Genomic DNA, 15,899 nt, shown 5'->3' with positions numbered 1-15,899 from the left:
ATGACAAACTCAGACAATTCAGGCACAAGCCCAGTAAATACAAGCGATACAGCGTTTCGCCGCTTCTCCGTTGCGCCCATGCTGGATTGGACGGATCGCCATTGCCGGACCTTTCACCGTAAGCTGACCAAACACGCAGTGCTTTACACAGAGATGATCACCACGGGTGCCATTATCTTTGGTAAGGGCGATTACCTGCACTTTGGTGAGCACGAAATGCCAGTGGCGTTGCAGTTGGGTGGCTCCGACCCTAAAGCGCTGGCTGAATGTGCCAAGCGCGCGGAGCAATATGGTTATAACGAAGTGAACCTCAATGTGGGTTGTCCGTCGGATCGGGTGCAAAATGGCCGTTTTGGTGCGTGTCTGATGGCTGAGCCTGAGCTGGTGGCTGAATGTGTTGCAGCGATGAAAAGCGAAGTCTCTATTCCGGTGACGGTGAAAACCCGCATCGGGATTGATGAGCAGGATTCGTATGAATTTCTGACCCTGCTGATTGAGACTGCAAAGGCCGCCGGCTGTGATGACTTTATTATTCACGCCCGCAAGGCTTGGTTGCAGGGCTTAAGCCCGAAGGAAAATCGTGAAATTCCGCCTCTGGATTACCCTCGTGTGTACAAGCTGAAGCAGGATTATTCCGATCTGCACATCAGTATTAATGGCGGTGTGAAAACCATTGAGGAATGTCAGCATCATCTGGCACACCTGGACGGCGTGATGATTGGCCGTGAGGCTTACAGCAACCCGTTTATGCTGTCTGAAGTCGACAGCGCCCTGTATGGCGCGCCCGCGTTTACTCAGACCCGTCATCAGGTCGTCCGTAGCATGTACGACTACATTGAGTCGGAAATGTCTAAAGGGGCGAACTTCTGGCACATTGCCCGTCATATGCTGGGCATTTTCCAGAACCAGCCGGGGGCGCGAGGCTTCCGTCGCCACTTGTCTGAAAATGGTCATGGTAAGAGCGCGGATATCAGTGTGATGGAAAAAGCCCTGACCTTTGTGCCAGAACTCTAATAGTAATATGGTCAAAAAGGCTAACTATGTGCTTTTTTGACCAATACCCCTCAAAAAATCTCTCCCCTCTTTTTTACCAAAATACACTAAGTTATTGATTTTAAATTGTGGCTGGTTTTTGGCACAAACCTTGGAATAAGTTAACTCACATTAGCTTATCAAGGAGCCTGCCATGGCCTTAATCGACAGAATTGAAGACTTAATCAAAGCCGAGTTCAATGCGTTGCTCGACAAAGCGGATGATCCTAAGAAGGATCAGCGTCAGCTACTGATTCAACTGGAGGAGGCGCTAAGCGAATGCCGCAGCACTGTGGTTCAGGTGATCTGTGAGCAAAAAGCCTTGGCCCGACGGGATCAGGCGCTGGCCAAAAAAGCGGCGCAATGGCAGCAGCAAGCTGAATACGCGCTGCAAAAAGATCGTGAAGATTTGGCCCGTGCGGCGCTGGTGGAAAAGCAAAAATGTCAGGAAGCACAGCAACAGATTGAAGAGGAAGCGGCACAGCTGCAACAGGCTTACGACAAGCTGGAGCAGGATGCACAGACGCTGACAGAAAAGCTCAATCAGCTGCGCCATAAAGAAACCCAGCTGGCGCGCCGTGAACACACCGCCACTACCCAGCTGAAAGCCCGCAGCGTGGCGAGTCAGCAGTCGATAGAAGAAGCTATGGCACGTTTTGAGCACCTGGAGCGCAAGGTTGAGCGGGTTGAAGCTGAGGTAGACAGCTATGAGTTAGTGAGTAAAGAACAAGCGCAGTGGCAGGCACTGGAGACATTGGCGCGCGAAGAGCAAGTCGATAAGGCACTGGCCGAACTGAAACAAAAAACACACTCAGCTTAGGTATTGGCACACTCAGGTGCCAGATGGGCCCCGAATATAGCAGCAATGAGGAGAACTCTGATGACAGAACATGACACTTATTACAGCACAACACGTTCGCAGCAACCCCGTAAAAAAATAGCGGGGGTGTGTACCAATGTAGCAACAAGACTAGATATGCCAACCTGGCTGGTTCGCCTTATCACCGTGCTATTGGCACTGAAAGCACCAGTTTTAGTGCTGATGGCGTATTTTATTGCCTGGATCGTCCTGTCGGAGCGTTCCTGAGGAGGCATGATGAAAGCGGCATTTATCTTACTGGTTGGTTTGGTTGTATTATCGGCTTTATCCTGGGTGTCCTCACCCCTAGCCTGGTTCAGCATTCCTGACGTGGTCACGGATGTGAGCTGGGTAGGGATCGAAATGCTCAGCCTGTTTGTGGCTATGATTGCCGTTTTCGCTTTGCTGGCGTTGCTGAGTATAGGATTGCTTGGCGTGATATTAGTGGTGCTCATTGGGCTAGTATTGGCACTGTTATTTAATTCGCTCCTGATTGCCGTTCCCTTGTTATTCCTGGTTGCCATTGGCTGGCTGGTGAGTGATAAACAGGTGTTCTGTTAAACTGGTTGGCCGGGCGTTTTGCATTTCAGGCACGACCGGCTAAACAGCTCAGTAGCTGTAAAGAAATGGTGATGAAAGCGCGGTAAACTAAGAGCAATGTGGTATAGTGAAAAGACTATACTCAACAAGGAAAGCGCTTATGATCAAAAATTTAGCCTTCTTTATGCTGTGTTCATTACCTTGGGTGTCGCAGGCTCACTCCGGCCACACACATGGCGAATCTCACCAGCATGTTCACGCTGAACAAGCTCCTGTGACATTAACGCACGCCACTATTCGTGATTTTCTGCCCGCCGCCAAGTCGACCGCGGGATACTTTACTTTGTCCAACACCACCAAGCAGGCAATGACTTTGGTCAAAGCCGAGATTGAAGGGCTGGGGAGAGTGGAGATCCACGAACATGTACATGCCAACGGTATGATGCGTATGCAGCAGATCGATAAACTGGAGATTGCGTCTGATAGCCAGGTTGAGTTTAAGCCTGGTGGGTATCACCTGATGGCTTTTGAGCCGACAAAACCATTAAAAGTGGGCGAAAATCGTAAACTTACACTATATTTTGCTGATGGAAATCGCGTCTATGGTTTGATTGAAGTGATTTCGCTTAAAACGCAGATGCATAACGCGAACAATGGACATCAGCATCACTAGGAGTCTTGATGGATCACAACACACACAATCACATGGCTAAATTCTGGGTCGTTTTGGTTACTGTGCTGGTGCTGGGCTACGGCCTGGCAGTATATTGGAGTGCCGAGCCGGACCAGTTCGATGTGGTCGGCAAGGCGAAAAGTCATGCTGAACAGTCAAACACTCAACTGGTCACAGGCTATGTTACCACGCACACATTGATCACTGTGTCGCAGACGTTACTCGATAAACCCGGTGGTTATTTATCTAATGATGTGCTGCCCCCCAGTGTGATCATGGATAATATGCCTGCCTGGGAATATGGCGCGCTGGAAATGGTACGTGATATGGCCTTGTCGATGCGCAAGGATTTCAGCCGTTCTCAATCGCAGTCTACGGAGCACCCCAGTCTTAAAAAAGCGCAACCACAGTTTAATATCAGCTCTACGGCCTGGTTATGGCCAAGTGCAGAAGGGGAATACCGCACGGGTATTGCACACCTAAACGATTACTTGCTGCAGATATCTAACCCGGTTGATCAGAGCAGTCAGTTTTACGCCCGAGCAGACAACCTGAGAGGGTGGCTAAAAGAGGCCGAGAAACGCCTGGGTAGTTTAAGCCAGCGGCTCAGTGCGAGTGTCGGACAGGACAGATTGAATACCGATTTGGCCGGTGACAGCGCCGCTAATCAGGCAACCTACGCGGCCAATCACCACGAAGTCAAAACTTCATGGTGGAAAATTGACGACGTTTTTTATGAATCCCGTGGGGCGACGTGGGCCTTGTTACACTTTTTAAGAGCGGTTGAATACGATTTTGCGGATGTGCTTGAGAAGAAAAATGCAAAAGTGAGCCTCCAACAGATCATCCGGGAACTTGAAGCCACGCAAGAAACCGTGTGGAGCCCGATGATTTTAAATGGTAGTGGTTTTGGATTGGTGGCCAATCACTCGTTGGTGATGGCTAACTATATTTCTCGAGCCAATGCGGCTCTTATTGAACTCAGTGAACTTTTAGCGCAAGGATAAATAAATGAAAAAGTACTGTTTAGCGGCAGCGTTATCTCTGGCCTGCCTCGCACCTGCAGCACAAGCAGACACTCTGTTAGGTTTATACCTAGGTGGTGAAGCTTGGGGTGCTGAACCTGAGGGGAGCTTTGCGAACAAAGGTAATCAGCAAGAATTTGACTTTGCTGATAAAAATTTCTCGAGCTTCTATGCTGCACTGGAACACCCAGTGCCTTTAGTGCCTAACGTCAAGCTCAAGTATACCGAGTTAAAACTGGAAGGTTCAGCAGTACTGAATGAAACCTTCGACTTCGGCGACAAGAGCTTCACCGTGGGTGGCACAGTGAATACTGTGGGCGATCTGAATCATATCGACTACATCCTGTACTATGAACTGTTCGATAATGACTTGGTGTCCTTTGACTTCGGTCTGAATGCCAAGCACTTTGACGGTGATATCAGCGTAACGGGTTTTGCTAATGGCGAATCCACCACTGAGACTGTCGACTTTTCAGGGTTTATTCCACTCGGTTATCTGAGAGGGGAAGTCGGCCTGCCACTCACTGGCTTGAGCGTCTTTGCTGAAGGCAGTTTACTGGCTATCGATGACAGTAAAATTCAGGACTTCCAGGTCGGTGTTGCGTGGGAGTTCATTGACAATATGGCTGTGGATATTGCGGTACGTGCGGGTTACCGCTCTATGGTGGTAGAGCTGGATGATGTCGACGATATCACGACTGATTTGGATGCATCGGGCCCGTTCGCTGGCCTACAGATCCACTTCTGATAACCGCGGTTAGCAGATAGCATATCTAAGCATCCACTGGGTGCTTAGATACCTTTATTCCCTTTATGACTCCCAGGTCAGAGTAAATTCTTCCTCCAGAGCTTTACCAAGTAATTGTCTGTAAGTTTTGTTGACCGGTGTGTTGATGAGTTTTTTCAGTTCATCTCCGGTTTGAGTCAGCTTGTAATAACTGAGCACCAGATCGTTACTGTTGGCCTCTATGGAAAGATGTTTGCCTTGGTATGCCAGGGTCATAGACTGACCTTTTTGCAGGTTTGCTGACTCAATCTCCTGGCGGTAAATCAGGTTAATATCCATCAGGGTGAGAATATGCGGAAAGCTCAGGCCTGCCTGAGCCAGGTTCAACGACTCTTTTGCTCCTTTTCTTAGTAAATCAAACAGCGAAGGCTTCTTGTAAAAGCCAAGCAAGATCAGATAACTGTCCTCTTTTTCCAGGTAGCCACACAGTGAGGCGCAGCGTTGTAGAGCATCCGCTTCTTTTTGTGTCATCTGTTTCAGGGTCTGCAAACTTTTTATTGAAAAGGTACCTGGTGAGATAGATTCTCCAACCAGTATCTTCGCCCACAGTTTTTGCATTGCGCTGTTGGCAATGTCCTCGGCGAGCGCAATAAAGTGTTCCAGCCAGTCAGGATCGGGGCGCCCCCGACTTGTAACATCCGGGCATAGGGTGAGCGACATGCCCATAATGGATTCAATATTACGCTGCTGGGCAATACGCTGTAACTGATTTCGTTTAAGTGCACGTTTAAGTACGCCGTGTTCACTGCGCACGATAAATTGATTCTGATTAGGGTTAGGTGTGCTTGCAAAGCGCCGATCTTCGGATTGGATCGCGGCTTTAGGCTGTTTGATCATGGCGTAGCCGAGCTTTTCTTCAATCAGAAGTGCCAAACTAGAGCGCGCCTGAGCATTTTTTATCGTCATACCTATCCCTGTCTGTGTAATTTTAGTTGGCTAACAATTTGGTTCATCATCATTTTTAGCTGCTGCTCAACATAGTAAGCGGCGAAACGAGCATACAGCCCTCCGACCAGAGGCGCATGGTTTTCACCTTTGGCGCTGAGTGTGACCACCACGCTTTCCTCTTGTTGACTCACAGCAAGCTGAATATGTGCGACGTGTTCGGTATCAAATCTGATTTGCACTGTCACACCTTGCTCGTTCAGGCTCAATACGGTTATTTCGGCCAGTCCCCAGGGGTGGGCGAGTTCACCATAGCCACCTACCTGCTGAGCCTGGGTAAGAAAAGACAGCTGTAAGTCAGATTGTGGCGTCAGTAATTCTTGCCAATTCTCGACATTTAAATACTGCTTCACGGTTTGTACATCTCGCACAGCGATAGTTTGCTCTGCATGGGCCTGATAGTGAGAGGGAAGCAAAGCAGTCATTACGACCAGGCCAAATATAAAAACGAGGCCGAATAGAAAAGTGCGGAAAATAGTTGCTGTCATAACTTGCTTTGAGCCGCTATATTATTTAGTTAACGAGCACAAGTAGTTGAACATCGACTATAATATTACTTGAGTGTTAACGGGTATGGATCTTGATAGTAAAAACCTATCATAATTTATAAGAAAACACATAGGCAAATATGCCATGTGCGCAGAAACTAAGTAGTTGAACATAAGGTTGATGATGGCGTCAGAACAAGAAGAGTTTTTGTTTGCGGATCAAGACTCAACGCATGACTCACTAGAGGCAGTCAGCGCGTATTGGGATGTACTGGTTGTGGACGACGATCCAGAGATTCATTCCGTCACTAAGTTGGCCTTATCCGGCGTTGAGTTTTGGGGGCGTGCACTTAAGTTTCATCATGCTTACTCTGGTAAAGAGGCGCTTGAAGTCTTGACGCACAATCCTGAAATTTGCATTTTACTACTTGATGTTGTCATGGAAAGTGACGACGCAGGTCTGTCTGTGGTTAAAAAAGTCCGCGAAGAGTTTGGCAACTACGCGGTTCGGATCATTTTGCGTACGGGTCAGCCCGGCTATGCACCGGAAGAAAAAGTCATTCGAGAATATGATATCAATGACTATAAAATGAAAACCGAGCTGACACGCGGTAAGCTGGTCACGTCTTTGCTAACAGCCATTCGTTCGTATCAACAGATCTGTGAGTTAGAGCAGCAGAGTCTGGCACTGACCAATATTCTGGAAGCCTCTCATGCCATTTTAGGTCACACAGATATGCCCTCATTTGGCTTGTCTGTGGTGAATCAGCTGGCCAAAATCCTTGGCTCTGAGCCACATGGTTTGGTTGCCGGTGCAATTGAGAAAGACGCCAAAGTGATCGTCTTTGGGGGTACTCAGACTTATCTAACCAACATTGGTCAAGGCCTTGAACAAGTCGACAATGGCCGGGTGATAATGCAGGTGCAAAATTGCTTTGATATGGATGCGCACCAGCAAACCGACCATGACGTCACTTTTTTATTACAAGGCAAGAATCGCCGTGCAGCCATTTATCTTGAAGTGGCGGAGCCGCCGAGCGCTGCGCAAATGCAGTTTGCGGAAATCTTTTTAACCAATGTCAGTGTCGGCCTGGACAATATTAAGTTGATTAACGAACTGCGTGATGTTGCTTATAAAGATGCCCTCACACGATTGCCAAACAGGGCAAACTTTGTAGATCAAATCGCGCAATATTATAAACCTGAGCAAGATCAGCTGGTGTTTGTGCTGATTGATATCGCCCAGTTTTCAGATATCAACAACGGGCTGGGTCAGGAAGTTGGTAATTTGTTACTGCAGGCGGTAAAAGAGCGGTTGCAACAAGAGTGTCCGCAGGGAGAGTTACTCTCACGTATTGGCGCCGATGTATTTGGCGTGCTAGTGCCAAAGCAAGGGTTCGACGAAACCCTGTTTCTGGATGCGCTTACCGTGCCTTATCAGGTCGGGGAGCATGTTCTGACTATGCATTTCCATATTGGTGTATGCTGTCAAAGTGATTTCTCGCCGCAGGGTCTGGAGACTCTGAAGCTGGCTTATATTGCTCTGAACCAGGCCAAACAAGCACGACAAACACTCAATTGGTACAGCTCAGATCTGGAAGAAAAAATGGCCTGGCGATTAGGCCTCATTCGCCAGCTAAGACAAGACTTTGAGCTAAGAAAGCTTGAAGTGTGGTACCAGCCTCAACTGTGTTTACAAACCATGACGGTGATAGGGTGTGAGGCCCTGCTAAGATGGCCCACGGGGAAAGGTGACTATATCTCTCCGGGGGTGTTTGTGCCTTTGGCCGAGGATGCCGGCTTGATTGTCGAAATTGGCCAGTGGGTGCTGGAACAGGCATGTAGTATGCAAAAGCAATTAAGTTCGCTTGGCCATGATATCAGTGTGGCGGTTAACGTCTCTGTGCCTCAATTTAAAGTGGCCAATTACGCGCAGCAGGTTAAACAAACCATCATGGAACACGATGTTCCGCCTGAGAAAATTGAGCTCGAGGTAACAGAAAGTGTCGTGATGGACGAGATTAACACTGTGGTGCATACGCTGAGTGAACTTAAATCCTTTGGTGTTGAGGTCGCGATAGATGACTTTGGTACAGGGTTCTCGTCATTGAGCTATTTGCAAAAATTACCCTTAGCCCGACTTAAAATTGATCGTGCCTTTGTAAAAGGGATCCCTCAGGAAGACTCAGGTGCCATTGCTGAATTGGTGATTTCGTTAGGTCGTCATCTTGGTCTGAAAACCATTGCCGAGGGCGTGGAAACACAGGAACAGGTTGATATTCTCCGGGCATTAGGCTGTGATGAAGTGCAAGGGTTTTTCTTTGCCAGACCTATGGCACAAGATGATTTGCTCGCATATTTGAAAAGCTAGTACTGGGAAGCTGTGGTGCTTTTCAGTATAATCCGCTTCTTTTTTCAGCATTGAGCCGTCATCATGAATGCGTTACAGGCAGAGCGCCCGCTTTTTTCTTATCCCAAGTACTGGGCCGAATGTTATGGTCCCGCCCCATTTTTACCCACCAGTTGTGCAGAGATGGATGCGCTGGGCTGGGACAGTTGCGACATCATTATTGTCACGGGTGATGCTTATGTAGATCACCCCAGCTTTGGCATGGCGGTGATCGGGCGAGTATTAGAAGCACAGGGGTTTCGGGTTGGGATCATCGCTCAGCCGGATTGGTCGAGCAAAGACGCCTTTATGAGCCTGGGTAAGCCCAATCTGTTCTTCGGGGTGACAGCCGGCAACATGGATTCCATGATCAACCGTTACACCGCAGAAAAGCGTATTCGTCATGATGATGCTTATACACCTGGTAATGTGGGTGGTAAACGGCCCGATCGTGCCGTGGTGGTATATAGCCAGCGTTGTCGTGAAGCCTACAAAGACGTACCTTTGGTCATCGGTGGTATTGAGGCGAGCCTGCGCCGGATTGCCCATTATGATTACTGGCAGGAAAAAGTGCGCCGCAGCATTATTTTTGATGCCAAAGCGGACTTGCTGATCTATGGTAATGCTGAACGTCCGTTGGTTGAAGTCGCACATCGTATCGCAAACGGTGAATCAATCGACACCATACAGGATGTGCGCGGAACTGCTGTGATCCGTAAGGAACCCTTGCCAGAATGGCGCGGCAGCGACTCAACGGCGATCGATAAAATAGGTAAAATCGACCCGATCCCTAACCCGTATGGGGCCGATGATGTAGGCTGCAGTAAGTCGGAGTTTGTTCAGGCTGAAAAACAGCAGACTGAAACTCAGGCGCAGCCCATTGTAGTGCAGCCACCCAGACTCAAACCTTGGGAAAAAGTCTATGTTAAGCTGCCAGCCTATGAGCAGGTTAGCGTAAACAAGCCGCTGTACGCCCATGCATCGCGGATCCTGCATCAGGAAACCAATCCAGGTTGTGCCCGGGCACTGTTTCAGCGCCATGGTGATCGCAGTGTGTGGGTGAATCCACCAGCATTTCCGCTGGAAACCGAGGAAATGGACGAAGTATTCGGGTTGCCTTACCAACGTGTACCGCATCCCAGTTATGGCGATGAAAAAATCCCGGCCTATGACATGATAAAAACATCAGTGAACATCATGCGAGGCTGTTTTGGTGGGTGTAGTTTCTGCTCAATCACAGAGCACGAAGGGCGCATCATTCAGAGTCGCTCTGAGCAGTCTATCATTGATGAGATTGAGCAGATCCGCGATAAAGTCCCTGGGTTTACTGGGGTGATCTCCGATTTGGGAGGGCCAACGGCCAACATGTACAAGCTGCGCTGTAAGAGTAAAAAAGCAGAAAGTACGTGTCGTCGCTTGTCGTGTGTATACCCGGATATTTGTAAGCATATGGACACAGATCATACGCCAACCATAGACTTGTACCGTAAAGCCCGGGATGTTGACGGGGTGAAAAAGATCCTGATTGCCTCAGGTGTACGCTATGATCTGGCGATTGAGGACCCGCGTTATGTCAAAGAGCTGGTCACCCATCACGTCGGTGGTTACCTGAAAATTGCGCCAGAGCATACAGAGCAGGGACCACTGTCTAAAATGATGAAGCCGGGCATGGGCACTTACGACAAGTTCAAAGAGCTATTCGATAAGTATTCCAAAGAGGCGGGCAAAAAGCAGTACCTGATCCCTTACTTTATTTCTGCACATCCGGGCACGACGGATGAAGACATGGTGAATATGGCGTTGTGGCTAAAAGCCCATGATTTTAAACTGGATCAGGTGCAAAACTTCTATCCGTCTCCCATGGCCAACGCAACCACCATTTATCATACTGAGATGAACTCGTTGCGTAATATCAAAAACAACAAAGAAGTGGTGGCTGTGCCCAAATGGGCTAAGCAGCGCCGTCTGCATAAGGCGATTTTACGATACCATGATCCGGCTGGCTGGCCGATGATCCGTGAAGCGCTGAAAAAAATGGGTAAGGCAAACTTGATCGGTCGTGGACCGCAGTGCTTAGTACCTGAAGCAGGACGCAATGAAGGTAAGAGCAACACCCGACGCAAGCCCGGCACTAAAGCACTGACCCGCCACAGTGGCATTGGCCAGTTTAATCAGGCCAATACCAAGCCCAGAGTCGGTAAGAATAAACCTTCAGGTCGCAGCACCAAACGCTAGTGAACTGAGTAAAGAAAAAGCCGCTCAATAGCGGCTTTTTTAGTTTAGTTATCCATCTCTTTGCGATAAGGGATCCCGGACTTGATCCAGTCTGCGGCGGGTTTGCCCATCAGATAGTGATCAAAGTAGTCCTTCATCCGGATGGAGTAGTCGACCTGATTCGGAAATTGCTTCAGATGATGTGGTTCACCTTCGTACTGCAGGAATATGGCATCTTTATTATGACGACGCAGAGCAAGGTAGTACTGGATCCCTTCCTGCCAGGGTACAGCGCCATCCTTGTCACCAAACATCAGTAAGATAGGGGTTTTAACCTTATCAGCATAGAAGACCGGAGAGTTCTCTATATATAGCTCAGGCGCTTCGGTGAGTGTTTTACCAATCCGACTTTGTCCCGTCTCATATTGGAACTGGCGCGCCAGGCCCGACTTCAGACGAATACCGCTATAGGCTGAGGTCATATTTGAAACCGGTGCACCGGATACCACGGCTTTAAACATATCGGTTTGGGTGACGGCAAAAGCACTTTGATAGCCTGCCCAGGAGTGTCCCTGCAGACCAATTTTGTCAGGATCAGCCACACCCAGGTCAATCAGCTTTTGTGCAGCATTGACTAATGTTTGCGTAGAGGAGCGACCCGGGTAACCGATTTCAAATCGAATATCAGGCAGGAATATGGCATAACCATTGGAGGTGAACATCGGCAGGTTTGGCCTGTGGTTCAGCACCATATGTGGAAAGTCGTACATGCGTTGGCTCATGTATCGATAAAAATAGAATACCACAGGGACTTTCTGGCCGGGCTGATAGTTAGCAGGTTTGATCAGCACGCCCTGTAATTGCTCACCATTGTAACCCTGATATTGCACTAGCTCGGGCTTCTGTCCCCAGGCAAAGGTGCTGAGTTGAGGGTTCAGGTTGGTCACTTTGCTACGTTTCTCAAAGGTGCTATCTGTGTGCCACAGATCCGGAAATTCGTGATAACTCTGCCTGGTAAACAGCAGCGTGTCTGCCTGCTTCGCTTTTTCTATCAGGCTGTACTTGGCTTCGCCGGAGGTTAGAGTGGTGAGCTTACCTGTTGCCAGATCGAGCTTTGCAAGGTGTGTTTGCTTGTTTGCCAGGTTATGAGCTGAGAGGTATATCTGCTCATCAGCAGTAAAGCCGACAAAGTCTTTATCCAGCTTGATAACCCGGTATTGTGTCTGGTGCTCCTTGCCCTGTGTCAGGCGTGTGCCCTGACCTGTTTTAGCATCAAAAGCCCAGATATCGAATTTACTGTAGGCATATAGTGTGCTGCCGTCTTGTTGCCAGCCGGCAAATCCATAGCCTGGGTTAGGCTCTGGGTAATCATGGCGATCATCGGCAAACAAGGCATCGCGCACAGCTTTGCTCACGGCCGTTTCTTTTTGCGCACGCAAGTCTTTGAGCCACAGCTGATCCTGCATAAAGTAAGCGGCGTGTTTGCCAGTGGGTGATAGGGTCGGGCGATTGGGCGCTTCTTTCACAATAAAGCTGCGTGCGCCAGTGGCAACCTGAACAGCATAATAGTCTGCATAGAAACCCTTATACATGATCTGTTCCAGGTAGGGCTGATCATTACTGGCAAGTAAGAAGGTTGCTTCGCGGTTGAGTGTGACGTCACGGGCCGTTTCATCACTGAGCTGCGCAACACGTTGACTGTTCAAGTGGTACACCGCCTGATAATTCCGCTCGCGATTTGTCTCTTCCCAGGTTTTGATCTCCCGGGGTTTAATCTGGGCGTCATTATTATGCCAGACCTTAAGTCCTGACTGCGCCATGATGGTATCCAGATCTGTCAGTGACGCCTGATCCTGATATTTTTTCTCAACCGGCTTTGGCGCCAATAGCGGGCGGTTTTCAAAGTAAAGTCGCTCGCCTTGTTCCGACCAGCTTAGTGCCGCTGATTTGGCACTGTACCAGCCTTGTGGTTGCACGACCTCTGTAAAGCGGTCTACTTTGGCATCCCACAATCTAACCTGGTAAGCTCGGCGGCGCGTATCGTCGTTGACATAATTGCCCTGAGTAAAGGCGACCAGTGACGAGTAGGGGTGCCAGGCGATATGTGACAGGGTTACACCCGGTTCATCTATCAGCACACTGGCCTGAGCGCGAGCAAGGTCAAAGTACTGTATCTGATTGCTTGCGCCGTCTTCACTGTGTTGGCTCATGAGTACGCCGTATTCTGCCGGGCTCAATGCATAACGGCCAACCTGTTCAAATTGGTGCTGCTGATCTGAGGTTAAGTCCACAATAACCAGTGGATAGGTTTTGTCTTTCTTATCGGCAGGGATCTTAGCGTCGTCGCTTTGCTCTGATTTTTCTGACGGCTCAGCTTTTACATCCTGGCGGTATGCCAGCCAGCGGCCATCATCGCTCAGCTGGTAGTCTTTGACCGCATCAAAGGTGCGTTGCTCACCCGTGAGGGTATTGACCAGTACCAGCGCACGTTTGAGTTCTTTGCGGGCTTTTTTATCAGACGTTTCTGACGTCAACAGGCTCGGGACTTGAGTGAACGCAGCCCAGTTTGCGGCGCGATTGAGTTGAGCTTTGGTACCACGTTCAACGCTGGCAATCAGTCGGTTGGTTTTGAGGTCATAGACCTGACCTGTGCTATCACCGCGGTAGGGCTTAGCGCTGAGTGCAACAAAGCGCCCGTCTTCTGACAAGACTCTGCCTTGTGCATATTTAAAGTCAAATACATCACTAAACTCCAGATTGGGTTTAGCGGCCAGTGCAGAAGCTGAAAACAGCGCGGCCGTGAGTAAAGATTTCGCAAACGTCATAATATGATTCTTGTTCGATAGGAGTTGTAACTTTGTAACACTTTTATCTGGGAGACAAAACTGTGCTGCGTTGGGTGTGAGGAAAAACTGGATAAAGCCAGGCGGACAAGGCCCGCCATACAAACCACAAGTTAAAACGTCAGGCGCGTTTTATGGCATCCAGATACGCTGTAGCTCTTGCCAGTGACTACTGAAGTTCGCTGCGGGTTTGGCTTTGAAGTCACTGCGAACAAACTGGTTCATTTTACCTTCCACATAGGCCAGGAAAAAGTTCGCCAGAGCGGCTTCATCGCTGGCAAAGGTTTTGCCTTCGCGTAATTTGCGCTCCCGCAGTACTTGTTTAAATTGCGTCTCAAGCTTTTCAAACAAACCCTGTACACGCTCTCGTAATCGTTCCTGTTCACCCTGCAGCGCATCGCCAGTAAGAATACGGGTGATCCCCGGGTTTTTCTCGGAAAAGGTGAGTAACAGCATCAGGATGTTATACACACGGCTTTGCGTTTCTTTCTCATTCTCCAGGATCAAATTAATGCGAGACAGCAAGGTATCTTCGATAAATTCGATCAGCCCTTCAAACATACGGGCCTTGCTGGGGAAATGGCGATACAACGCGGCCTCAGAAACACCGACTTCCGTCGCCAGCTTGGCGGTGGTAATACGCTGCCCGGGACTGGTTTCAAGCATTTGCGCAAGGGATTGAAGTATTTGCTCTTTGCGATTACTGCGTTTAGTCGCTGGCATGAGATTTCCTTTATGATTATCGTTATTTTAGTAGGAGCGGGCCCGTGAGCTGGCAGTCGTTACGCACACCTGAACGATTGCACAATGGGCCCTGTACTCAATTATCTGGCCATGTTAATGCTTTATTCAGCTTCTTTCCAGTCTTTTAACATGAACTTAATTAAGTTTACCCGCAATTGCTTTGACGACAGTAAGCGCTAACTCTGACTTGCTTGCCAGCGGTAAAGATTGCTGTTCCTTGTCCCAGAAGAGGGTAAGTGCATTATCATTGGCATTAAAACCGATCCCTGCCTGGCTCACATCATTGGCGCAGATCATATCTAACCCTTTGTTTTTTAATTTACCTTGTGCATATTGTGCGACATCCTGAGTTTCAGCAGCAAAGCCCACGGTATAGGGGCGCTGCGCGGTCAGCGCGGCAACATCGGCAATGATGTCGGGATTTTTCACCAGCGTCAGCATCATTTCGTCACCCTGCTTTTTGATTTTTTGATCGGCAATATCGGCAGCACGATAGTCCGCAACCGCGGCGCAGCCAATAAACACATCTGAGCCGGGTGCCAGCGTCATGGCGGCTTGATGCATATCCAATGCACTGCTCACCGAATGGACGTCACAGCCCTGAGGGGGGGTGAGCGAGACCGGACCTGAGATAAGGTTGACTTTGGCGCCTAATGCCAGTGCCGCTTCGGCCAACGCATACCCCATTTTACCTGAGCTGTGGTTGCTGATATAGCGCACCGGATCGAGTGCTTCACGTGTGGGTCCCGCGGTGATGGTGACTGTTTTACCAGCCAGTAGCGGCGCTTCGGGGGTGAGGGCTTTGAGTGCCAGTGACACCAGTTCATTAGGCTCCAGCATACGGCCTTTTCCTACATCACCACAGGCCTGCTCGCCCTGGCCGGGTCCCCATATTGCTACACCTCTGCTTGCCAGTGTGACGAGGTTATTTTGGGTGGCAAGGTGCGCGTACATTTGCTGATTCATGGCCGGTGCAATTGCGACTTTAGCGGGGGTTGCCAGTAACAAGGTCGTCAGCAGGTCATCGGCGATACCGCTGGCCATCTTGGCGATGATATTGCTGCTGGCCGGGGCAACCATGACCAGATCGGCCCATTTGGCCAATTCAATATGCCCCATAGCTGCTTCGGCTGCCGGGTCGAGCAATGAGTCTGCAACGGGCTCGCCGGATACGGCCTGCATAGTCAGCGGGGTAATAAATTGTTTGGCTGACTCCGTCATCACGACTCTGACTTCACAGGCCTGATCTTTTAACCGTCGTACCAGTTCGGCACATTTATAGGCGGCGATTCCGCCGCTGATCCCCAGAAGAATACGCTTGTGTGTTTGGCTCATGCTCGGCCCCTGCAAATTGAAACTA

14 protein-coding genes are annotated in these 15,899 nt (G+C 49.3%); 9 read left to right on the top strand and 5 right to left on the bottom strand.

Going from position 1 to position 15,899, the window contains the following annotated elements; genetic code table 11:
* The 7 genes from dusA to CWB99_RS04535 all read left to right on the top strand — a co-directional run bounded on the left by dusA (position 1) and on the right by CWB99_RS04535 (position 4,877).
* Complete coding sequence (gene dusA, locus CWB99_RS04565; protein ID WP_138550799.1) at positions 1-1,014, top strand: tRNA dihydrouridine(20/20a) synthase DusA; 1,014 nt, start codon at positions 1-3, stop codon at positions 1,012-1,014.
* A gap of 172 nt (positions 1,015-1,186) precedes the next feature.
* Positions 1,187-1,852 (top strand): PspA/IM30 family protein, encoded by a 666-nt coding sequence (locus tag CWB99_RS04560; protein WP_138550798.1) that lies wholly within the window; start codon positions 1,187-1,189, stop codon positions 1,850-1,852.
* A gap of 60 nt (positions 1,853-1,912) precedes the next feature.
* The gene (locus CWB99_RS04555) at positions 1,913-2,119 is read left to right on the top strand and encodes a PspC domain-containing protein (protein WP_138550797.1); all 207 of its coding nucleotides are present in this window, start codon (positions 1,913-1,915) and stop codon (positions 2,117-2,119) included.
* Between the two features lie 6 nt (positions 2,120-2,125).
* A complete protein-coding gene (locus CWB99_RS04550; protein WP_249331681.1) occupies positions 2,126-2,452 on the top strand; it encodes a hypothetical protein in 327 nt (108 codons plus the stop codon).
* 139 nt (positions 2,453-2,591) lie between these two features.
* Positions 2,592-3,104, top strand: a complete 513-nt coding sequence (locus CWB99_RS04545) for a copper chaperone PCu(A)C (protein ID WP_138550796.1) — start codon at positions 2,592-2,594, stop codon at positions 3,102-3,104.
* Positions 3,105-3,136: 32 nt separating this feature from the next.
* Positions 3,137-4,111, top strand: coding sequence for a DUF2333 family protein (locus CWB99_RS04540; protein WP_138550880.1), 975 nt, complete (start codon positions 3,137-3,139; stop codon positions 4,109-4,111).
* Positions 4,112-4,115: 4 nt separating this feature from the next.
* A complete protein-coding gene (locus CWB99_RS04535) occupies positions 4,116-4,877 on the top strand; it encodes a TIGR04219 family outer membrane beta-barrel protein (protein ID WP_138550795.1) in 762 nt (253 codons plus the stop codon).
* 63 nt (positions 4,878-4,940) lie between these two features.
* Here CWB99_RS04535 and CWB99_RS04530 read toward each other — a convergent pair whose 3' ends face one another.
* Together CWB99_RS04530 and CWB99_RS04525 are read right to left on the bottom strand one after the other, a co-directional pair.
* Positions 4,941-5,822 carry a TIGR03899 family protein gene (locus CWB99_RS04530; RefSeq protein WP_138550794.1) on the bottom strand — a complete coding sequence of 294 codons (882 nt, stop codon included), beginning with the start codon at positions 5,820-5,822 and terminating at the stop codon, positions 4,941-4,943.
* 2 nt (positions 5,823-5,824) lie between these two features.
* The gene (locus tag CWB99_RS04525) at positions 5,825-6,349 is read right to left on the bottom strand and encodes a hypothetical protein (protein ID WP_138550793.1); all 525 of its coding nucleotides are present in this window, start codon (positions 6,347-6,349) and stop codon (positions 5,825-5,827) included.
* Between the two features lie 184 nt (positions 6,350-6,533).
* Between CWB99_RS04525 and CWB99_RS04520 the strand changes: the two genes are divergently transcribed.
* A complete protein-coding gene (locus tag CWB99_RS04520; protein WP_138550792.1) occupies positions 6,534-8,720 on the top strand; it encodes a bifunctional diguanylate cyclase/phosphodiesterase in 2,187 nt (728 codons plus the stop codon).
* Positions 8,721-8,783: 63 nt separating this feature from the next.
* On the top strand, positions 8,784-10,973 hold the full coding sequence (locus CWB99_RS04515) for a YgiQ family radical SAM protein (protein ID WP_138550791.1): 2,190 nt from the start codon (positions 8,784-8,786) through the stop codon (positions 10,971-10,973).
* A gap of 44 nt (positions 10,974-11,017) precedes the next feature.
* Here the strand turns inward: CWB99_RS04515 and CWB99_RS04510 are convergent, their stop codons facing one another.
* From CWB99_RS04510 to coaBC, 3 genes are all read right to left on the bottom strand, one after another.
* Positions 11,018-13,777 carry a S9 family peptidase gene (locus CWB99_RS04510; protein WP_138550790.1) on the bottom strand — a complete coding sequence of 920 codons (2,760 nt, stop codon included), beginning with the start codon at positions 13,775-13,777 and terminating at the stop codon, positions 11,018-11,020.
* Between the two features lie 150 nt (positions 13,778-13,927).
* Entirely contained in the window at positions 13,928-14,518 is a 591-nt protein-coding gene (slmA, locus tag CWB99_RS04505) for a nucleoid occlusion factor SlmA (RefSeq protein ID WP_138550789.1), read from the bottom strand.
* 156 nt (positions 14,519-14,674) lie between these two features.
* Positions 14,675-15,874, bottom strand: a complete 1,200-nt coding sequence (coaBC, locus tag CWB99_RS04500; RefSeq protein ID WP_138550788.1) for a bifunctional phosphopantothenoylcysteine decarboxylase/phosphopantothenate--cysteine ligase CoaBC — start codon at positions 15,872-15,874, stop codon at positions 14,675-14,677.
* Between the last annotated feature and the right edge of the window lie 25 nt (positions 15,875-15,899).

Source organism: Pseudoalteromonas rubra (assembly GCF_005887095.1).
Taxonomy (GTDB): Bacteria; Pseudomonadota; Gammaproteobacteria; order Enterobacterales; family Alteromonadaceae; genus Pseudoalteromonas; species Pseudoalteromonas rubra_E.
Note: the sequence above shows the minus strand (reverse complement) of the source record. Positions and strands in the feature narration are given on the sequence as shown.